The sequence below is a fragment of the Streptomyces deccanensis genome (genome assembly GCF_022385335.1).
Classification (GTDB): domain Bacteria; phylum Actinomycetota; class Actinomycetes; order Streptomycetales; family Streptomycetaceae; genus Streptomyces; species Streptomyces deccanensis.
Genome location: NZ_CP092431.1, coordinates 9,820,171 through 9,840,606, shown reverse-complemented (window position 1 = coordinate 9,840,606; position 20,436 = coordinate 9,820,171). Strand labels below are relative to the sequence as shown.

The window sequence follows — 20,436 nt, the reverse complement described above, 5'->3', positions numbered from 1 at the left end:
GGGCGCCGACGGCCCGCGCTCACTGCCTCACCGCTCCCGGGGCCCGCCGTCCCAGCACGTCACCGACCGCCTCGGCGACGTCCTCCGGCGTACGGTCGTCGGTGGCCACCACCGCCCACGCCACCTCCTCGTACAACGCCCGGCGCCCTTCCATGAGTGCGTGCCACTGCCCGCGCGGGTCGACCGCCAGCAGAGGGCGCGTGGCGTGCGGGGCGGTGCGTAAGACGGCTGCTTCGACACTCATCAAGAGGTAGACGACGGGCAGCCCCGTCAGCAGGGCGCGGGTGGCCGGATCGAGGATCGCTCCGCCACCGAGGGCGAGGACACCGTCGTGCTCGGTGAGCGCTCGGCGTACGGCTTCCCTCTCGAGGACACGGAAGGCGGCTTCGCCGTCCTCCGCGAAGATGTCCGTGATGGGTCGGCCCTGCGCGGTGACGATGTCCTCGTCCGTGTCCCGGAAGACCGTTCCGAGACGCTCGGCGAGCAGCTGCCCGACCGTGGACTTGCCCACGCCCATCGGGCCGACCAGAACGACCAGCGGTGCGCTCACCGGATGGCCAGGGCATCGAGGTAGGAGCGGACATTGCGCCGGGTTTCCGTGCCGCTGTCGCCACCGAACTTCTCCGCCACCGCGTCGGCCAGCACCAGCGCGACCATCGCCTCGGCGACGATCCCCGCCGCCGGCACCGCGCACACATCGGACCGCTGGTGATGTGCCCGAGCCACCTCACGCGTGACCACGTCCACCGTCCGCAGAGCGCGGGGCACGGTCGCGATCGGCTTCATCGCCGCCCGTACCCGCAGCGTCTCCCCCGTGCTCAGACCGCCCTCCGTGCCGCCCGCGCGGCCCGACGCCCGCCGGATCCCGCCCCCGTCGGCCACGATCTCGTCGTGTGCCTTCGACCCCGGTGTCCGAGCCAGCCCGAAACCGTCTCCCACCTCGACCCCCTTGATGGCCTGAATCCCCATCAGGGCGGCCGCCAGCCGGGCGTCGAGGCGCCGGTCCCAGTGCACATGCGAGCCCAGACCGACCGGGACGCCATGGGCCAGGACCTCGACCACACCACCCAGCGTGTCACCGTCCCGGTGGGCCTGATCGATGCGCGCCACCATCGCCTTCGACGCGGCGGCGTCCAGGCAGCGGACCGGGTCGGCGTCCAGCCGCTCCACGTCCCCCGGGGTCGGTTGGAGGCCGTAGGGGGCCTGTACATCGGCCAGTTCCACCACATGAGAGACGATCTCGACACCCGTCGTCTCCTTCAGGTACGACCGGGCGACGGCACCGAGGGCGACACGGGCCGCGGTCTCCCGCGCCGACGCACGCTCCAGAACGGGACGGGCCTCGTCGAAGCCGTACTTCTGCATGCCGGCCAGGTCCGCGTGGCCGGGGCGGGGGCGGGTCAACGGCGCGTTGCGGCCCAGATCTGCCAGGACCTCCGGATCGACCGGGTCAGCGGCCATGACCTGCTCCCACTTCGGCCATTCGGTGTTGCCGATCATGATCGCGACCGGGGAGCCGAGGGTCAGACCGTGGCGGACGCCGCCGAGGAACGTGACCTCGTCCCGCTCGAACTTCATCCGCGCGCCACGCCCGTACCCCAGCCGCCGCCTCGCCAGATGATCCGCCACCGTCTCCGTGGTGATCGGCACACCGGCGGGCAGCCCCTCCAACGTCGCCACAAGTGCGCGGCCGTGCGACTCCCCCGCGGTCAGCCACCGCAATCTGCTCAGCACGGATCTCACTGCTCCTTCATCGGGTAGGTGGGGAAGAGCCGCTGCATCTCGGTGTGGAAGCCCGGGAAGGTCTTGCTCACGCAGGCCGGGTCGTCGAGGTCGAGCGGGGTGGAGCTGCCGAGCGCCAGCACGGCGAAGGACATGGCGATACGGTGGTCGCGGTGGCAGGCGATCCGGGCACGCGCCGGGGCCCCGGGCCGGACGGTGACATGGTCCGGGCCCTCGTCCACGTCGATGCCGCAGGCGCGCAGGTTCGCCGCCGTCACGCCGATCCGGTCCGACTCTTTCAGCCTCGCGTGCCCGATGCCGGTGATGGTGACGGGCGCGTCGGCGAGCGGGGCGATGGCGGCCAGTGTCATGAAGGTGTCCGAGATCTCTCCCATGTCGACCTCGAACCCTCCGCGCAGCCGTCCCGTGCCGGTGACGGTGACCGTGTCCTCGCCGAGGGTGACATCGGCGCCCGCCATTCCCAGCACCCGCGCGAACCCCACGTCGCCCTGGAGGCTGGCACGGCCCAGGCCGGGGACAGTGACGGTGCTGCCGGTCACGGCGGCCGCGGCGAGGAAGTACGACGCGGTCGAGGCGTCCGGTTCGATGGCGAGGTCGGTGGCGTTGTAGTCGCCGGGAACGACCTTGACGCGTTCGGGGGTGGGCTCGTCGACGCGGGCGCCGAAGGCGCGCATCAGGGCCAGCGTCATGTCGACGTAGGGGCGGCTGACGAGGCGGGGGATGTCGACGGTCAGCGCGCTGCGCATCAGGGGCCCGGCCATGAGCAGCCCGCTGAGGTACTGGCTGCTCTGCCCGGAGTCCAGCTCCAGTCTCCCGCCGTGCAGTCCGTCGCCGCTCACGGTCAGTGGCAGAGCGCCGCCCGGCCCGGTCAGCACCCGGGCGCCCAGGCGGGTGAGCGCCTCGGCCAAGGGGCGCATGGGGCGGGCCCGCAACTGCGCGGACCCGTCGAAGGTGTAGCGGCCGCCCTTGCCCGCCGCCAAAGCGAACGGGGGCAGGAAACGGGCGGCGGTGCCGGCGTCCGCGCACCAGATCTCGGCCCGCTCGGCGAGGTCGCCGGGCCTGCCGGTGACCTTCCAGTGGGTGTCGGCCGGGGCTGCCGCCACGTCGACGCCCAGCATGCGCAGGGCCTCTTTGACAGCGAGGGTGTCGTCACTGACCAGTGGTGCCCGCAGCACGCTCGTGCCGCGGGCGGCGGCGGCCAGCAGCAGCGCCCGGTTGGTGAGGCTCTTCGACCCGGGAACGTGCGCCACCAGTCCCCTGCCCTGGGTGCCGTCCGCGGTCGTCCGGCGCGATGCGCCCACGGTTCCTCCTTCGTCGTCGGTGGCCGGGGCCGTCGTGAGTGGCAGGTGCCGCCGCAGGGACGACGGGGCTGTGGACGGCCGCTGTCCAGGCGTACGGCTGTCCTCGTGCCGGAGCCGTGGGTCGGGCACCGGCCACCGTCGGCTGCCGGGCCGCTCAGGCCGTTCCGGTCACCAGCGGAACCCGGCGCCGGTCGGCCCCGGCCTTCGGCGGAGGCACGACTGCCTGCGGGGTGGGGTCGGCGCGGGGCTGGGGCCGTTGCACCGCCCAGCCGAACTCCGTGAGCCGCCGGGCCATACGGGCGGCGGCGGACGCCTCCACGACCAGTTCCACCAGCCCGCTGCGCTCGGCGGGGGAATGGTCGATGGACACTTCCTCGACGTTGACGTCCAAGTCGGCGACGGTCGCCAGCAGTCGGGCCAGCTCGCCTGCCTGGTCCCCGATGAGCACATGCACGGGAGTGCAGCGGGTCGGCTTCTGCCCGTGCTTGCCGGCCACGCGTCCCCGCCCCCTCCTGCCGCGGTCCAGCAGGTCGGCGACGCGCACCATGCCCTCCGCGCGGGCGTCGGCGTCGTCGCCGGCCAGTCCCCGCAGCGCCGCCACTGCCGTGCCGAGATCCACGGCGAGCGCCTCCAGTACGTCCGCGACAGCCCCGGCGTTGCCGTCCAGGATGTCGCCCCACAGCCGAGGGTCGCCCCCGGCGATCCGGGTGACGTCCCGCAGCCCCTGCCCCGCGAGATGTGACGCGTCGTCCGGCATGTGCTCCAGTCGCGCCGCCATCAGGGCGGCGACGAGGTGCGGGGCGTGGGAGACCAGGGCCACCGCGCGGTCATGGGCGAAGCTCTCCATGACCACCGGCACCGCGGCGCACAGCGCCACCACCTCCAGGGCCCGGTTCAGTGTGTCCGTCCCGGTGGCACCGGTGGGGGTGAGCACCCAGGAGCGGCCCTCGAAGAGGGTCGCCGAGGCGGCCAGCGGCCCGGACAGCTCGCGTCCGGCCATGGGATGGCCACCGATGTAGCAGGAGGGGTCGGCCAGTTTCAGGGCGTCCCGCTCCGGGCCGGCCTTGACGCTGGCCACATCGGTGTAGCTGCGGGCCAGCCCCTTCACCTGCTGTGCGGCGAGCACCTCACCGACGCAGCCGGGCGGCACGGCCAGCACGGCGATGTCCACCGGGGCGGCGGGCGGACCGACGGTTCCCGCGCCGAGCGCGGCGGCCGTACGGGCCGCCGACTCGTCCGCGTCGAGCAGGTGGACGCCCACTTCCCTGCGGGCCAGGGCGAGCGCCACCGAGGTGCCGATGAGGCCGGTGCCCACGACCGCTGCCGTACGGATCATCGGGTCTCCTCCAGCGCGTCGGCGAGATCGGTGCGCAGCGTCGCGGCACCGCCCAGATAGACGTGTCGCACATCGCTCTTGGGCCGGTCGGTCTCCGCGTGCACCAGGATGCGTACGACGCGCGGCAGTGCCCCCTCCACGTCGATCTCCCGGGTGCACAGCAGCGGGGTGTCGGTGATCCCCAGTTCCCGCGCGGCCACTGCGGGGAACTCGCTGCGCAGATCAGGCGTGGCGGTGAAAACCACACTGATCAGGTTCCGCCGTTCCAACCCGTTGGCGTCGAGCATCGCCTTCAGCAGGTTCTTGGTGCTCGCCACCAGATGGTTCCTGTCGTCCCGTTCAAGCTGGATCGCGCCGCGTATCGCGCGCACTGTCATCTCACTCTCCAGATCGGCGTTCCCGGTCCGTCTTCATGCTTCGACGGTCCGCCACGGAAGGTCCCGGGGCACGACGCGCTCCTGGTACAAATCGGCGACCTGGAACGCGAGGTCGAGCGACTGGTAGCGGTTGAGGCGCGGGTCGCAGGCGGACTCGTAGCGGTGTGCAAGGTCGTCCAGGCGGACCTCGGCCCCGCCGCCGAGGCACTCGGTGACGTTCTCGCCGGTCAGTTCGACGTGGATGCCGCCCGGGTGGGTGCCCAGCTCGCGGTGGACCTCGAAGAAGCCGCGTACCTCGTCGAGGACGTCGTCGAAGCTGCGGGTCTTGTGGCCGCTGGGTGCGGTGAAGGTGTTGCCGTGCATGGGGTCGCAGATCCAGGCGATCCGCGCCCCGGACGCCGTCACCTTCTCCACCAGGCCCGGCAGTACGTCGCGGACCCGGTCCGCGCCCATCCTGGCGACGAAGGACAGCCGGCCCGGCTCCCGGTCGGGGTCGAGGCGGTCGATGAGCGCCAGTGCCTCGTCCGCGGTGACGGTCGGCCCGAGCTTCACGGCGATGGGATTGCGGATCCTGGCGGCGAACTCGATGTGGGCACCGTCCAGTTGACGGGTGCGCTCACCGATCCACACCATGTGGCCGGAGACGTCGTACCACTGGCCGGTGCGGGAGTCGCGCCGGGTGAGCGCCGCCTCGTAGTCGAGTATCAGCGCCTCGTGGCTGGAGTAGAACTCGGTGGAGCCGAACTCGCGCGGCTGCGCCCCGCACGCCTTGAGGAAGGCGAGCGCCCGGTCGATCTCGCGGGCCAGGCGCTCGTAGCGCTCGCCGACCGGTGAGCTGGCGACGAAGTCCTGGTTCCAGTCGTGCACTTGGCGCAGATCGGCGTAACCGCCGGTGGTGAAGGCACGGACGATGTTCAGTGTGGCGGCGGAGGCGTGGTACATCCGTCTGAGCCGCTCGGGGTCGGGGGTGCGGCTCTCCGGTGTGAACTCCAGGCCGTTGACCGCGTCGCCGCGGTAGGCGGGGAGTTCCACGCCGTCACGCCGCTCCGTGGGCTGCGAGCGCGGTTTGGAGTACTGGCCGGCGATGCGTCCGACCTTGACCACCGGGAGGGAGGTGGCGTAGGTGAGCACGGCCGCCATCTGCAGCAGGGTCTTGACGTGGTTGCGGACCCTGTCGGCGGAGACGGCGTCGAAGGTCTCCGCGCAGTCGCCGCCCTGGAGGAGAAATGCCTCGCCACGTGCGACGGCGGCCAGCCGAGAGCGGAGTTGGTCGCATTCACCGGCGAAGACGAGGGGAGGTGCGGTGGTGAGGTCGTCGAGCACGGCGCCGAGCGCCCGCTCGTCGGGCCAGGTGGGCTGCTGCGCGGCGGGCAGGCTCCGCCAGGCGTGCGGCGGGGCGTCCTGCGATGTGTTCATGGGAGAACTTCCTTCTTCGTTCCACGAGGGTGTGACGAGGAGGTGGCCCCGCGGGGCCGGTGTCGGTTCGGGCCGCACAGAACGGTGCCGCGCGGGGCGACGGCGGCTTACTCGTCCAGCAGGTCGGGCTCCTCGCGGACTATCTCGTCCCACAACAACTGGAAGCTGAACCAGCCCAGTTGGGCGTCGCCGAAGCCCTCGCCCGCCGCCATGGCCTGTTCGTGGGTGAATGTCTTCGGGGTGCCGGCCGCGAGGGCGAGAAGCTGGACCTGGGCGCAGCTGTCGTAGGTGAAGAACCAGTGCACGGCCTCGTCCAGGGAGCCGCCGACCGTGATCAGGCCGTGGTGGCGTAGCAGGATGGCCCGGTTGTCCCCGAGGTTCTCGGCGATGTCGCGGCCCTGCTCCAGGGAGACGGACGGCCCCTCGTAGGCTTCGTACAGGGTCTGCCGTCCGTAGAAGGCGGCGGACTCCTGGTCGATGGGCTCCAGCAGGCGGCCCAGGGCACCGAGGGCGCGGGAGTGCGCGGTGTGGCCGTGTGCCGCGGCGGTCGCGCCGGGGTGGAGGTCGTGAATCTGGGAGTGGATGACGAAGGCACTGGGGTTGACGCGGTGCTTTCCGTACACCACGCGGCCCTTGGCGTCCACGCAGATCAGGTCGGCCACACGCACGTGCTTGAAGGACACGCCGAAGGGGTTGACCCAGAACTGGTCGGGATGTTCCGGATCACGCACTGAGATATGGCCCGAGATCCCCTCACCGAAGCCGTACTTGCCGAACAGGCGCAGCGCCGCGGCCAGCCGTTGCTTGCGGTGGCGACGGGTCTCCTCCGGGCTGCTGAAGACCGGTTCGCCGGGGATCGGCAGTCCTGTCGCGGTATCGGCGAGGAACTCCGCGGAGGGCTCGGTGGTCTTGTCGGTCATCGTGGTCATGCTGGTTACCTCTCTCTGGACGGGGCCGTGGCGGCGGTACGGAGAAGGGTGCTGCTCCGGCAGTGGTACGGGGCGGCCTAGGCGGGCAGCAGGACGTCCCCGGATCGGGCCGGTTGGGTGTCGCCCGCGTGCTGGAGGATGGCGGCGACGATGTCCTCGGCGCGGTCCACCAGGGAGGGGAGGCCGAAGGTGAAGAAGAGTGATCCCGCCCCGATGGTGCCGAGGCCGTAGAGCCGCGGATCCTCGACGTCCCCGGTGATGAGCCGACTGGTCGGTCGGGCGAGGTGCAGCCCTCCGTGGGGGTGGAGGCTCGCGGCGCCGGCCCTGGTCAGGGTGGTCACCAGCGGCAGGGCGCCGGTGGGGACGCGGCCCTCGGAGGCGTTGACCGCGTTGATGACCTTGTGCGCCACGATGGGAGGCGCGTCGGCGGTGAGCATCTCGAAGCCCCCTCCGGAGCGTTCCGCGACCTTCCGCAGTCCGGAGCGGATGCTCAGCTGGCCCGCTTCTTCCAGTTCCAGCAGCACGGAGGCGCTGGCCGGCGGCATGGGGCAGCACAGGCTCATGATGGTGCGGTAGTGGGAGCGGAGCAGTTCCGCCCGGTCCTCCTCCCGCAGTTGCGGCCATACGTCGGGGCCGATGTCGGGGACGGCGTGCTGGAGGATGCGCAGTCCCGGGTCCGGTGAGTCCACGGCCGCGAACTGACGGCGCAGCCGGTCCGCAGGCGCCTCCTTGTCGAGGTCGGTGATCTCGGCGTGGGCCGCGCCGACGTCCGCACCGGCGTCACGCAGTTCGGCCGCCACGATCTCCGCGAACTCCCCGAGGGTCATCTCGCGGCCGCTGCGGGCGAGGGCGCGCATCCGCTCCTTGGTGAGGTGGCGGGGCTCGAAGGTGACGGGGCGTTGCCGGACGCCGGGGAGCACGCCCCCACGGGAGAGCAGGGTGATCCGTCCCTGATGGCCCTGCGCGGCCAGAGCGAGGATGATGTCGACGGCCGTGAGGCCGCTGCCGATGACGGCGACGTCCTCCCGTGTGCCGATCTCGCGGAGGTGGTGGGACATCGGGTACGGGTCCGCTATGAACCCCGGTGCGCTGCTGAGCCCGTAGGCGTCCTTGGGGCCGTCGCCGCCCACGCAGAGGACGACGTAGTCGAAGGCGCCGGCGCTGCCGTTGCTCGTGCTCAGGCGGACCTGGTCGTCGGTGCGCCGGGCCGCGGTGACCGCCGCGCCGACGAGGTCGACCCGCCAGCCCTTTCTGCGCAGTTCCCCGAGGGCCGAATAGGCCGACTGCTCGAGATACTCGCCATAGACGGTGCGCGGCGCGAATCGCGCCCCCGAATAAGGATCGACGCTGTCGATATCGTCGACGACGCGCTCTCGCTTCTCCAGCCAGCGTCGGAAATGGCCGAGGTCGCCCACGCGCACCGACATGTCCTCCGGCGGCGCATTCACCTTGACGGTGGCGATGTCGACCTGATAGGCCCGGCCCCGCCAGAGATTCGGCGAGGGCTCGAAGACGGTAATGCTGCCCGCGGGGCTCTGCGCCTGGGCCAGAGCGTCGACGAGGCAGACCGCTGACGCGCCGCCTCCGACCACAGCGATCGATATTCCAGACATGCCTCAGCCACCTATCGAAACCTGGAGGATATGAAGATCCTCATTCGTCGCTCTTCCGGTCTGCTCATATCGCGCGCCGACCCATGCGGTGGAATTCACCGCCCAGGAACACCAGGGACGACCCCTTGTCGCGCACTCCGGCGCCGACGACCTCACCGACGATGAGCAGGTGGTCACCGACCGTCAGATGATCCCGGTAGCGGCACTCCATCCAGGCCGCGGAGTCCAGGAGCAGCGCACCCGTCTGCGGGCCCGGCTCCGTGGGCAGGCTGCGAAGGGCCTTGACGCGGTCCTCGGCAGGTCGGGCGAAGATCCGGGCGAGGTCCTCGCCGCCGCCGTCCAGAATGGAAAAGGACCAGACCCGGGACTCCATCAGATCGTCGAGGAACGTGGAATCACTGCGGATGCTCAGCGACACCAGCGGTGGGTCCAGTGAGAGGGACGTCAACGAGTTGATCGTCAGCGCATTGTGCCGTCGCGTGGATCCCGCGTCGGAGAACGTGCTCACCACGCACACGCCGGTGGCGAAATTGCGCATGACGGAACGCAGGTCGTCTTCCACGGCAACCGCTGGACGATTAGCCGCTGACAGCTCACCCATGAATGGTCCTCTCCGGGGAATGTCTGATATGCGCACGCGCTTGAGCGTCCCGGGGCCAGAGGTAGAACTCCTCAGGAAATGGCGAAACCCGGTTCGATACCGGAGACATTACTGAGCGACCGGTTGTCGGTTTTGCCGGGGAGCGCACGGACATTAGCCCGTCCACGCCTGCTGCGGCGGGTGCCGGCGGGACGGGCGGTGGCCACGCCGTTCAGTGGAACAGCCGCGCTGCTGCACGACGGATGAGGGGCGCGGGCCCCGGGCCGGTCGCCAGGCCACCCGCAGGTGTCGTATGCCGGCACCCCCACCACACGCCGACACCCCCCACCACACGGCAGAAACCCCCTCCGCACGGTGGCCACGCGGCGGGGCCGCTGCGCGTCGTAGGCGGAGGGGGTGAGGAGCAATCGTTGGCTGCGGCCGATGGGGCGTGGCGGCCGCAGTGAAGCGAGAAACATACCGGCCCACATGTTTTCGACCGGCTCCAGATGGTTCAGCCCGGCCGGTGTGGGGCTGTCACGAGGGTGTGTCACCCTGGGCGACGGCCGACGCCGCCGCCTCGGCCAGCACGCGTACGCCCCGGTCGGCGGCGAGGTCGAGCCGCGCCATGACGCCGGGGAGCGCGATGGTCGGCAACAGCTGTTCGAGGAGCACCGACAGCCGCTGCGTCAGATCCTCGCGGTCGGTCAGCACATGGGAGAGCATCTGGATCCCGGAGAAGGCGCCGACCATGAGCTCGGCGACGGCCCTCAGGTCGACCCACGAATAGAGCTCACCCTGTTCGCTCGCCTCCGACAGCCCCGCCAGATTGTGGTCGGCCCAGGCCAGGAAGGGCCTTCTGCGGTCCAGTTGGTGCGTTCCTCGCTCCAACGACAGGCTGACGCTGCCCTGGAGCATCTGGTCGTGCATGAGGCGGTGCCCGAAGACGAACCCGGCGTCCACCAGCTCCTGGAGCTTCAGGGGGCGCGGCACGATGGGGTAGGTCCCGGCGCTCACCTGCACCTCCAGGATCGCCTCCGCGAGCTCCTCCTTGGAGGAGAAGTGGAAATAGAACGCGCCTTTGGTCAGCCCGGCCCGCGAGTAGACGTCGGAGATGGTCGCGCCGTCATATCCCCGTTCGGCGAAGACGGCTCCGGCCGCTTTGAGGATCAACTCCCGAGTCCTGATCGCACGTTCCTGCTGAGTCACTTGCGCCAACCCCTAAATCCCTTGAAACCATACCGCTGTGCACGTATCTTCCCCCAACGGGGGGGGATGAATGGCCCTTCCATGCCGTGAGGAGGAGCCATGAACCGGACGCCCGTTACCGACGGCCCGAGAGCCGCCGACATGCCGGAGAGAGCCGAGGAGCCCATCGGCTCCGAGCCGGCCGGAGGGGTACCGAAGGATCTGGTGCACCGGGCCCACACCGCCGATGTGCTGCTGACCGCCTGGGAGGACCTGGGAGACGGACTCTTCACCGTGCGGGCGAAGTGGCCGGGCACCCACGACTTCTTCGCCCCCCTACACGGGAAACACGACCCCGTACTCATCGTGGAAACACTGCGGCAGAGCGCGATACTACTGTGCCACGCCGCATTCGCCGTCCCGCTCGACCACCACTTCCACATGGAGGATCTCCACTATCGCTCCCACCCCGAGTTCCTCGATGTACCGGACGGCACCACCGAGTTACACCTGGACGTGACCTGCTCCGACATACGGCGCCGTGGCGGGCGCCTGGCCGCCACCGACGTGCGAATACGCGTCAGGGACGGCGACCGTACGGTCGTCACAGGGGGTGGCCACCTCGGCATCTCCACCCCCCGCGTCTACCAGCGGCTCCGCGGCGCGCACTTCCCTCCCGCGCTGGCCACCCTGGCGGTTCCCGTCCCGCACCGGCTCGTCGGGCGCGACCGTCCCGCACACGTGGTCCTGGCCCCCACCCCCGTGTCCGGGCGCTGGCAGCTGCGGGCCGACACCAGGAACACCACCCTGTTCGGCCGGGCCATCGACCACTACCCGGGCCTGGTCCTGGTCGAGGCCGCGCACCAGGCAGCCAGGGCCCTGCTCTCGCCGGCTCCTTTCTATCCGGCGTCGTTCACCATCGACTTCCATCGTTACGTGGAGTTCGCCCCGCCCTGCTGGGTGGAGGCCCACACCGTTCCCTCCCTGGTCCCTGGCGGCACCGCGGTGCGGGTCACCGGCCACCAGGACGGCACGCCCGCCTTCTCCGCCTCGCTCACCAGCGCGGCACCCTGACCCGGACCACGGCCCCTCCCGTGCCGTGTCCGCTCCGTCTCTCCCCTCTCACCACCGGCGCGAGCCCGACGGCCGACCGGGGAAGGAAGCCCGCATGCCGCAGCCGACCGTACTGATCACCGGAGGGGCGGGCTTCGTCGGCGGACACGTGGTACGCCGACTCCTCGCCTCCGGCGGCACCGCGCACGCCGGCGCGGTGCGCCTCCTACTCCACGACCGTGGGGTCACGGTCCCTGACGGTGCGCCGACGGAGACCGTCCACGGCGACCTGTGCGATCCGGACTCCCTCCGAGGCCTGTGCGACGGCGTGGACACGCTGGTCCACCTCGCCGCGCAGGTCGGCGGCGACATGGAACGATGCCTCGCCGTCAACGTCGGCGGCACCGAGGCGTTGCTCGCCGAGGCGACCCGGGCAGGCGTCCGCCGAATCATCCAGTTGGGCACCGCCGCCGTCTACGGCGACGGCCCCCACCGGGGCGAGGCGGAGTCCGTGCTGCCGACCGCCCCGGTCTCTCCCACCAGCGTGACGCGGCTTGCCGCCGAGAAAAGCGTGCTGGCGGCGGGCGGTCTGGTACTCCGTCCTCATCTGGTCTACGGGGAGGGGGACACCTGGGTGATCCCCTCCCTGGTAGCCCTGCTGCGCCGCGTCCCCCACTGGGTGAACGCCGGGCGGGCGCGCACGTCCGTGATCGCCGTGGAGGATCTGGCCGCCGCCGTGGCCGCGCTGGTGCGCAGCCGGGCGCCCCTGCCGTCCGGCCGGGTCCTGCACGCGAACCAGCCCGAGCCGGTACGGGTCCGGGACCTGATCACCACCGTGACACGGGCGCTGGACCTGCCCCTGCCCCGGGGCGAGATCTCGACGCACCGGGCGCTGGAGCTGCTCGACGCCCTCGACGATCCCGCCGGTGCGCGCCGGTTGTCGCTTCTCGCGGTCGACCACTGGTACGACGGTTCGGCGCTGTGGCGGCTGACCGGCACCGACCCAGGCCCGGGATTCGCGGCGCGCTTCGCGCGCCACGCCCCTGGTACCGGGCCGCCCTGGCGGCCGCGTCGACCACGAGGACCCGGCCGGCGTCCTGAGCCGTCGGACCGGGGCGGCCGGACGGCTCAGGACGACCGTCAGACGAAGGCCGCCTGACGGCTCAGGACGACCATCAGATTCTGGTGGCCGTTGGAGATGAACGACCGCTGCGGCTCGGCCTGCCGTTCGGGATGGGCGAGCGCCAGGTCCGGGAACCGCTCGAAGAGGGAGCTCAGCGCGATCGACGCCTCCAGCCTGGCCAGCGGTGCGCCCAGGCAGTGGTGGACGCCGTGGCCGAAGGAGATGTGCTCCCGCCGAGTGGGCCTGGTGATGTCGAAACGGTCCGCGCTGTCACCGTGCCGTGACGGGTCCCGTCCCGCCGCGGCGTAGGAGATCATGATCGCGTCCCCCTTCGGGATCACCACGTCACCGAGGCCGATGTCCTCGACGGCGTAGCGCAGGATCGCGTGGGCGCCCGGCGGTTCGTGGCGCAGCGCCTCCTCGATCACGTCGTCCCAGTCGGCCTTCCCCAGCCGGACCAGCTCGAGTTGCTCCGGGTGACGCAGCAAGGCGTGGACAGCGTGGTCGAGGAGGTTGACGGTGGTCTCGTATCCAGCCGTGTACAGCAGGATGAGATTGTCCGCCAGTTCCTTCTCGGTGAGGCTGGCGCCGTCCTCGTCGCGCACGGCGATCAAATCGCAGGTGAGGTCGTCACCCGGGTTCTGGCGCTTGTGGACGAGGAAGTCGGAGATCGTGGTGTAGAGGGCATATCCGTTGGCCTGCGCCTCCTGTGCGGAGGCAGAGGTACGGAAGAAGCCCTTGATGATCCCGTGGAGTCCGGCGCGGTACTCCTCGGGGATTCCGAACAACTCGCACATCACGTCGTTCGGCAGTGGGTGCGCGAACTTGTCACGCAGGTCCAGCGGTTGGCCGGGCGGCTCGGCGGCCAGAGCGTCGAGGAGGTCGTCGGCTATGCGCTGGATTCGCGGTCTCAGGGCGGCGATCCGGCGCTGGGTGAAGGCCGTGGCCACCGGCTTGCGCTGCCGGGTGTGGTCGGCGCCGTAGGCGGTGACCATGTTCTGGACGGACACCCAGATGCCCAGGGGCCAGTCCCCGGGGATCTCACCATTGATCCAGGCCGGCCAGTGCCGGTAGGCGTCCTTGGACACCCGCGGGTCCAGGAGGAGGCTCCGGATCAGTTCGCCGTCGGTGACCGACCAGACGACCACGCCGCCCGGGAGTTCCACCTGTGCCGCCGGCCCCCGAGCGCGTATCCGGGTGATCTCGCCATGGATGTCGCTCCCGTCGGCATCGATGACGAAGGGGCACTGCCCTCTGCGGTCCATGTGTCGTCTCCAGGTCCTGCCGGGTCGGTCCGACCGCCCGGGTGATCCAACTCTGCCGGAACGGATGACCGCCATCACCACGAATCCGGCTTTCCGTGGAGGGAGGACCGGCGTCCCACCGCTCCCGGACGGGGGTGGGGCGGGACGCCGATCGGCTCACCAGGCGGGCGGGGTGGTGTCTATGAGGTGGTCGCAGCCGCCTCCGCCCGGCGCCGCGACGAGGCACGGAGCGCCGCGACGAGCGTGAGCACCATGGTGGCGACGGAGATGGCGGTGACCACGTAGAGGCCGGAGTGGTAGTCGGACAGCGTCGCGGACGTCTCCTTCCCCTCGCCGTCGGCCGCCATGGTGGCGGTGACGATGGCGAGGACGATCGCCGCGCCGACCTGGTAACCCGTCTGTAGCACACCGGCCGCCAGGCCCTGTTCGGAGTCCTGCACGCCGTTGGTCGCCTGGACGTTGGCGGCGGGGAAGGAGAAGGGGAAGGCGATACCGATGAGCACGATGCTGGGCAGGATGACCCAGAGGTAGGAGGAGGTCTCGTCGATGCGCAGGAAGAGCAGGTACGACGCGGTGTAGGCGACGAAGCCTGCGAAGATCATCCACTGGATGCCGAACCGGGCGATCAGCTTTCCGGCACGGGGGGCGATCGTCATGATCAGCAGGCCGATGGGCAGGAAGGCCAGGGCCATCTCCATCGGCGACCATGCGCGCAGCGACTGCAGGTACAGACCGCCGATGAACTGGAAGCTCATGTAGGTCCCGAGGATGGCCGCGGCGACCAGGCTCGCGCCGACCAGGGCGCGGTTGCGCAGCAGTCCCAGGCGGAGCAGAGGCTGGGCGGCGCGGCGCTCGACGACGACGAAGAGGCAGAGCAGGACGATCGCGGCGGCGAAGGTGCCCAGGGTGCGGGGGGAGGTCCAGCCGGCGTTGGGCGCCTCGACGATGCTGTACACGAACAGCAGCATCGCGGCGGTGACACTGACGGCGCCGGTGACGTCGAACTTGCTGCCGCTGAGGTTGGTGCGCGGGTCACGCGGCACCAGTACCAGCGCGCCGACGAAGGCGAGGATCGCCACGGCGACCGGAAGCAGGAAGGTCCAGCGCCAACTGATCTCGGTGAGGGCACCGCCGACGATGACACCGGTGGAGTAACCGACGGCGCCGCACGCGGTGTAGATGCCGACCGCACGGTTGCGCTGAGGGCCCTCGGCGAAGTTGGTGATGATGATGGACAGGCTGGCCGGTGCGGTGAACGCGGCACCGATACCCATGACGAACCGGGCGATGATCACCACGAGTCCCTCATTGGTCAGACCGCCGACCAGGGATCCCACGGCGAAGATGGCCACACCCATCAGGAACATGCGGCGTCGGCCCAGCAGGTCCGCCATACGTCCGCCGAGCAGCAGGAATCCGCCGAAGCCCAGGACGTAGGAACTGACCACCCACTGCACGGACTCGGTGCTCATTCCCAGGTCCGACTGGATCGGCGGAACCGCGATGCCGACCATGATGTTGTCGAGGGCGTCCAGGAAGAATGCCGCACACACGCTGACGAGCAGACCCCACTCGCGAACGCCCCACTTGCCTCCGTCCGTTCGTCCTCCGCCGGTGGGTGTTGCGTCGACTTCTACTTCACTGGAAGTTGCCATGCGATGTCCTCATCTAGTCAATGGCCGGTCATTTTGATCCGATGCCGGCGGTGCGGTCGATGACACGGAGCGCGCCCCGGGTCATCGACCGCCGTTCACCGTGCCCGGGTTATCCCTTGAGCCCGAGGGGGAAGGGTGCCTGCGGCGTTCCGCCGAGGAGATGGGCCCCCGCCGACTGCACGATCTGCTCCTGGGCGAGGATGTGCTGGCACATCGTGTGCAGGTCGCGGAGCCAGCGGTCGAGCGGGGAGGTCTGGTAGATCGAGGCCGTTCCGACGAGGTCGGAGAGCCGGGAGACGATGGACCGGGCCGTCCGGAAGGCGTTGACGCGGGCGAGTGCAGAGGAGACCTGCTGGTCGGAGGTCGGCTGGACACCCGACTCCAGTCGCTCCCACAGCTCCTCGAGCGTGCCGTAGACCGCGTAGCGGGCCGCGGACAGCTCCATCTCGGCCTGCCCGATGGTGGTCTGCACCCGGTAACTCTCCGACCACGGTGTGCCGGTGGCCCGCTCGACGCGGTCGACGGCCAGCTCGCGCACGTGGTCGAGCGCGGCGCGGGCGACGCCGAGCGGCACACCTGGCACATTGCCCAGGAACGCGTCCGGGGCGGATAGCGGTCCGGAACCGCGCGGGGTGGTGAAGTCGAACGAGCGCTCTTCGGGCACGAACAGATCGGTGGCCTGGTAGTCCATGCTGCCGCTGCCGGCCAGGCCGGTGGTGTGCCAGGTGTCGACAGTCTCGAACTCCTCGCGACGGGCCATCACCAGTCGCCAGTTCACGGGGGCGCCGCCCACGCCCGGCTCGGGCTTGCCGTCGGAGTGCACCACACAGCCGCCGACGACCCAGTCCGCGTGGGTGACACCGCTGCCGAAGGGCCAGCGGCCGTTGACCCGGTAGCCGCCCGGAACCCGGTCGGCGCGGCCGACCGGGAAGATCAGGCCGGCGGTGATCGCGTCCGGGTTGGCGAGCATCTCCTTGACGACCGCCTCGTCCAGGTAGCCCGCGTAGATCCAGGTGTCCATGCCGATCATCGCGCACCAACCGGCGGCCGAGTCGCCGTAGGAGAGCGCCTCGATGACCTCGGTCTGCTCCGCGAAGGTCAGTTCCGGACCGCCCCATTCCTTCGGCATTCCGATGCGGAAGACGCCGGTGCCGCGCACCAGTTGGACCACGTCCTCCGGCAGGCGCCGGTTGCGCGCTATCTCCTCGGAACGCTCGCGCAGCAGCGGGGCCGCGGCCCGTGCCCTCGCCAGGATCTCCGCCGCGGAGGCAGGGGCGTGCTCGCCACCCGTCATGGGATCGAGAGTCTCCGTCACAGTCATTGAAACCCCTCCTGTACCTGCGTGCTCGTCATCTCTACGGGCGCGACGACCGGTCGGCGTCCGCACGGGCCGCCGGTCAGGCGGTACCCGGGCAGCGCCGCGACGGACGATCCGGACGGTCTCGCGTCGTCCTCACGCTAGGGACGGTGGCCTCTCGCCTCTCGTGTGAACGCGCACGCAATGTGGTACGTCCGCACACGCTGATCGAGCTAACCAACGAAAGTGACTTTAAGGGTTAGGCACGCCTGCTGCAACCAGTCACGTAGGCTTTAGGGGTTAGAACTGGATCGGATGGAGGATGTTGCGATGACCGAGGTCGACCCTCGTCCGTTCGTCGGCGAACCCCTCGCCCTCGATCTGCTGAACACCAGATGGCAGGAGGACGGACGGCAGAAGGATCTGCTGGACACCCCAGCCGGCCTGCGATTGTGGCTGGGCGGCCACGGACTGGCCGAACGCTTCACCGCGGACGCCGCGTCACTGGAAGCGGTCCGCGCCACCCGAAGCGCGCTGGCCGCGGCCGTCACCGAACCGGACTCACCCGAGGCGGCCCGGCAGGTCGACGAGATCCTGGACCACGGCCGTATCCGGCCGACACTGACTGCCGAAGGACCCGGTGAGCACGCCGAGTTCGCGGATCCGGTCTGGGGTGCGGCGTGGACGGTCGCCCACGACTATCTGCGCCTGCTGGCCACGGTTCCGGATCGGATCAGGCTCTGCGACCAGCCGGACTGCATCCGGTACTTCCTCGACACATCCCGCAACGGCACCCGGCGTTGGTGCTCCATGGCCCTGTGCGGGAATCGTGCCAAGGTGGCCCGCCACTACGCCCGGAACCGCGAGTCTCGTGCGTGACCGGGGCGACACCGCTGCCGGACCACGCCCCGACCGGCACCACGCTCGGAGTCCACGGCCACGTCGCCGACCCGAAGTCGGCGGCGAGGACCACCAGTTGCTTCGCCCCCGAGCGCGCGCACGCCATCCCCCGGGGCGAGGTGGGGACGCGGAGGACACGGTCCGCTGCCCTACGGACCGGCGGTGCCGGGCGGGTTTCCGCCCGGCACCGCCGCCGATGTTCCGGTCCGCGACGTCAGGCGCGCGTGGCCGCAGCGTCGGTGTGCTCGGCCTCCTGCGACTCCTCGAACCGCTGCCGCAGTTGCGCCCTGCGGAGCTTGCCGATGCCGGTCTTGGGCACGTCTTCCTTGGTCACCGGCACGACGTGCGCGAGACCGACCCCAAAGGCCTCCGCCACCCGGCCCCGCACCAGCCCCTCGGCCTCGGCGGTGTCCACACCCTCACGCGGATGGAAGAAGACCGCGAGCTCCTCGCCCTTCCCGTCGGCCGCGCTCACCGCGCACGCCACGGTGTACGAAGGCGCGACGCAGTCGAGTTCTTCCACCACGGCCTCGATCTCGTGGCCGTGATAGGTGACGCCGTCGAGCTGGATGACGTCGTCGGCCCGCCCGGTCACCGTCAGGATCCCGTTCTGGACGTAGGCGAGATCGCCGGACTTGAACCAGCCGTCGGAGGTGAACGACTGCCGGTTCTGCTCGTCGTTGCGGTAGTAGCCGGAGGTCACGGTGGCGCCGGTGACCTGGAGCCGGCCCGTGACGCCGGGCGGCACCAGTTCGTTGCGCTCGTCCACCACCCGCAGTGAGGTGCCGGGCTGCGGCCGCCCCACGGGAACATAACGCTCGTCCCCGGCGTCGACAGCGGAGAACTCGCAGTCGGCCACCCCGGCGGAGGTCTCCGACATTCCCCAGCCCGGGTACATGGCGTCCGACCGCAGTCCGAAGGGCGCGAGCACCTCCATGAAGCGGCGGACCACTCCGCTGCGCACAGCCTCACCGCCATTCATGATGTAGCGCACGCAGGAGAGGTCCCAGGACTGCTCCTCGACCCTGTTCGCCTGGTCGTTGATGAGCCCGAAGGCGAAGTTCGGCGCCCAGGTGGTGTCCGAGCGGTGCCTGTCCATGGCGGTGAGCCAGCGCAGCGGGTCGCCGAGGACCCACTCGAAGCGGGCGTGCACCTGGTGGCAGCCGAGGTAGACGTCGCGGGCGTGGAACATGACGAGGCCGCCCACATGGTCCAGGGGCATCCAGTTGAAGGTGCGGGTCCGGTCGTTCAGCCGGTTCACCCGGGCAGTGGCCGCGGTGCGGCTGAGCACGTTGCGGTGGCTGAGCACCACGGCCTTCGGCACGCCGGTGCTCCCCGAGGTCAACAGCCGCACGGCCGGATCATCGGCGTCGGCCCGGTGCCGGCTCCGATCGGGAGCGTGCGTGAGCAGGTCGCGGGTGCTCCCGAGCCACGCCCCCTCCCAGCGCGGATCGGCCATGACCTCCGGAGCCAGTTGCTGGTCGACTCCAGTGACGACCCGGGGCGCGCCGTAGCCGTCCCACACACGCCGCAGCAGTTCGGGCGCCGCCGCGCGCTGGTCGGCGGTGGCACCGGCATTGACGGGCATCGGGACGAATCCACCCAGGACGCAGGCCCAGAAGGCGGTCAGCAGCTCGGGGTCGTCGGCCACCTGGAGGACGACGGTCTCCCCTGCGCGGACGCCCGCCGCGCGGAGGCCCGCGAGCATGCGCGCTGCGTCGTCCAGCAGCCGCCGGTACGTCCTTCCCTCCTCCTTGCCGTCCGCGCCGATGAACCGGATCCGCTGCTCGGTGTCGTCGTCGCGCTCCGCCGCCCGTACGAGCGCCTCGCCGAGGTCGGCCACCTCAGCGGGAACGGCGGGCCCGCCGTCGAGGAACGACGTGCCGCTCGCGGTCATCGCGATTCCGGAGGTCGTCATTTCGACTCGTCCCCCTTCGCGGTCGCCACGATCACCAGGGGGCCGCGCCCGTGGAACGGCACCGGCTCCTTGCGGAAGCCGCCGTACTCCGCGGTGATCCGGAGCCCGGCGTCGGCCAGCAGCTCCCGCACCTCCGGACCGGTGAGGACCGCCTGGTCGAAGAAGTTGTCGTACATGGACACCTGGCCGTCGCGCTCGCGGACGAGCAGGGTCTCCTCGTTGCGCCAGTTCGCCGCGTGCGGGTTGATCGACTGACGGGCGAGCCGGGTGATCAGCACTCCGTCGTCACTGCGGTGGTGGGCCACCGTGTGCTGCTGAAAACCTTCCACGAAGTTCAGCAAATGACCGAACTCCAGCACCACATGGCCGCCGGGCAGGAGCAGATTCCGCACCTTCCGCAGCACGCCGCGCAGCTCTGCGCGCGGCAGATAGTTGAGCGTCATGAAGATGCTGTAGATGAGATCGAAACGGTCGTCGGTGGTGAAGGTCTCGGCCCGCTCGTGCACATATTCGACGCCCTCACCACCGACCCCGCGTGCGTACGCCGTGAAACGGGCACTCTGGTCTGCTCCAAGGCACGTGAACCCCCGCGCGCCGAGCTCCCGGAGGTTGGTCCCCGTCCCGCAGCCCAGATCGAGGACGCGTCCGCCCGCCGGCGCGAGGGAGGACAGGAATTCCGTTTCCGCAGCAAGGTTGCGAAAATCACCCCGCATGATCTCGTAGTACTCTCCGGGAAATTCGA

18 protein-coding genes are annotated in these 20,436 nt (G+C 70.4%); 3 read left to right on the top strand and 15 right to left on the bottom strand.

Annotation, left to right across the window (positions count from 1 at the left end; genetic code table 11):
• Window positions 1-19: 19 nt before the first annotated feature.
• The 10 genes from L3078_RS43270 to L3078_RS43225 all read right to left on the bottom strand — a co-directional run bounded on the left by L3078_RS43270 (window position 20) and on the right by L3078_RS43225 (window position 10,504).
• Window positions 20-550 (bottom strand): shikimate kinase, encoded by a 531-nt coding sequence (locus L3078_RS43270; protein WP_239759932.1) that lies wholly within the window; start codon window positions 548-550, stop codon window positions 20-22.
• On the bottom strand, window positions 547-1,731 hold the full coding sequence (aroC, locus tag L3078_RS43265) for a chorismate synthase (protein WP_239760722.1): 1,185 nt from the start codon (window positions 1,729-1,731) through the stop codon (window positions 547-549). The genes L3078_RS43270 and aroC overlap by 4 nt, the downstream gene beginning before the upstream one ends.
• Before the next feature lie 8 nt (window positions 1,732-1,739).
• Window positions 1,740-3,044 carry a 3-phosphoshikimate 1-carboxyvinyltransferase gene (gene aroA, locus L3078_RS43260; RefSeq protein ID WP_239759931.1) on the bottom strand — a complete coding sequence of 435 codons (1,305 nt, stop codon included), beginning with the start codon at window positions 3,042-3,044 and terminating at the stop codon, window positions 1,740-1,742.
• A 154-nt stretch (window positions 3,045-3,198) separates the two neighbouring features.
• Window positions 3,199-4,377: a prephenate dehydrogenase gene (locus L3078_RS43255; RefSeq protein WP_239760720.1), complete on the bottom strand. Its 1,179-nt coding sequence runs from the start codon at window positions 4,375-4,377 to the stop codon at window positions 3,199-3,201.
• Window positions 4,377-4,757, bottom strand: a complete 381-nt coding sequence (gene aroH, locus L3078_RS43250; RefSeq protein ID WP_239759930.1) for a chorismate mutase — start codon at window positions 4,755-4,757, stop codon at window positions 4,377-4,379. Before aroH ends, L3078_RS43255 begins: the two co-directional genes overlap by 1 nt.
• A gap of 33 nt (window positions 4,758-4,790) precedes the next feature.
• Window positions 4,791-6,173, bottom strand: coding sequence for a class II 3-deoxy-7-phosphoheptulonate synthase (locus L3078_RS43245; protein WP_239759929.1), 1,383 nt, complete (start codon window positions 6,171-6,173; stop codon window positions 4,791-4,793).
• 107 nt (window positions 6,174-6,280) lie between these two features.
• Window positions 6,281-7,102 carry a class II aldolase/adducin family protein gene (locus L3078_RS43240; RefSeq protein ID WP_239759928.1) on the bottom strand — a complete coding sequence of 274 codons (822 nt, stop codon included), beginning with the start codon at window positions 7,100-7,102 and terminating at the stop codon, window positions 6,281-6,283.
• Between the two features lie 77 nt (window positions 7,103-7,179).
• Window positions 7,180-8,715 carry an FAD/NAD(P)-binding protein gene (locus tag L3078_RS43235; protein WP_239759927.1) on the bottom strand — a complete coding sequence of 512 codons (1,536 nt, stop codon included), beginning with the start codon at window positions 8,713-8,715 and terminating at the stop codon, window positions 7,180-7,182.
• A gap of 64 nt (window positions 8,716-8,779) precedes the next feature.
• On the bottom strand, window positions 8,780-9,316 hold the full coding sequence (locus L3078_RS43230) for a flavin reductase family protein (RefSeq protein ID WP_239759926.1): 537 nt from the start codon (window positions 9,314-9,316) through the stop codon (window positions 8,780-8,782).
• A 516-nt stretch (window positions 9,317-9,832) separates the two neighbouring features.
• Window positions 9,833-10,504 carry a ScbR family autoregulator-binding transcription factor gene (locus tag L3078_RS43225; RefSeq protein ID WP_239759925.1) on the bottom strand — a complete coding sequence of 224 codons (672 nt, stop codon included), beginning with the start codon at window positions 10,502-10,504 and terminating at the stop codon, window positions 9,833-9,835.
• 99 nt (window positions 10,505-10,603) lie between these two features.
• On the opposite strand from L3078_RS43225, the gene L3078_RS43220 reads away from it, so the two are divergent.
• Window positions 10,604-11,557, top strand: a complete 954-nt coding sequence (locus L3078_RS43220; RefSeq protein WP_239759923.1) for a ScbA/BarX family gamma-butyrolactone biosynthesis protein — start codon at window positions 10,604-10,606, stop codon at window positions 11,555-11,557.
• A 94-nt stretch (window positions 11,558-11,651) separates the two neighbouring features.
• Window positions 11,652-12,695, top strand: a complete 1,044-nt coding sequence (locus L3078_RS43215) for an NAD-dependent epimerase/dehydratase family protein (protein ID WP_239759922.1) — start codon at window positions 11,652-11,654, stop codon at window positions 12,693-12,695.
• Here L3078_RS43215 and L3078_RS43210 read toward each other — a convergent pair.
• The 3 genes from L3078_RS43210 to L3078_RS43200 all read right to left on the bottom strand — a co-directional run bounded on the left by L3078_RS43210 (window position 12,677) and on the right by L3078_RS43200 (window position 16,900).
• Entirely contained in the window at window positions 12,677-13,924 is a 1,248-nt protein-coding gene (locus L3078_RS43210; protein WP_239759921.1) for a cytochrome P450 family protein, read from the bottom strand. The genes L3078_RS43215 and L3078_RS43210 overlap by 19 nt on opposite strands.
• Before the next feature lie 179 nt (window positions 13,925-14,103).
• On the bottom strand, window positions 14,104-15,477 hold the full coding sequence (locus tag L3078_RS43205; RefSeq protein WP_239759919.1) for an MFS transporter: 1,374 nt from the start codon (window positions 15,475-15,477) through the stop codon (window positions 14,104-14,106).
• Window positions 15,478-15,688: 211 nt separating this feature from the next.
• Window positions 15,689-16,900, bottom strand: coding sequence for an acyl-CoA dehydrogenase family protein (locus L3078_RS43200; protein WP_239759918.1), 1,212 nt, complete (start codon window positions 16,898-16,900; stop codon window positions 15,689-15,691).
• Between the two features lie 306 nt (window positions 16,901-17,206).
• Here L3078_RS43200 and L3078_RS43195 point away from each other — a divergent pair, with 306 nt between their 5' ends.
• Window positions 17,207-17,755, top strand: coding sequence for a CGNR zinc finger domain-containing protein (locus tag L3078_RS43195; RefSeq protein WP_239759917.1), 549 nt, complete (start codon window positions 17,207-17,209; stop codon window positions 17,753-17,755).
• 235 nt (window positions 17,756-17,990) lie between these two features.
• On the opposite strand, the gene L3078_RS43190 is transcribed toward L3078_RS43195, so the two are convergent.
• Together L3078_RS43190 and L3078_RS43185 are read right to left on the bottom strand one after the other, a co-directional pair.
• Window positions 17,991-19,694 (bottom strand): AMP-binding protein, encoded by a 1,704-nt coding sequence (locus tag L3078_RS43190; protein ID WP_239759916.1) that lies wholly within the window; start codon window positions 19,692-19,694, stop codon window positions 17,991-17,993.
• Window positions 19,691-20,407 (bottom strand): class I SAM-dependent methyltransferase, encoded by a 717-nt coding sequence (locus L3078_RS43185; protein WP_239759915.1) that lies wholly within the window; start codon window positions 20,405-20,407, stop codon window positions 19,691-19,693. The genes L3078_RS43190 and L3078_RS43185 overlap by 4 nt, the downstream gene beginning before the upstream one ends.
• Window positions 20,408-20,436: the final 29 nt, after the last annotated feature.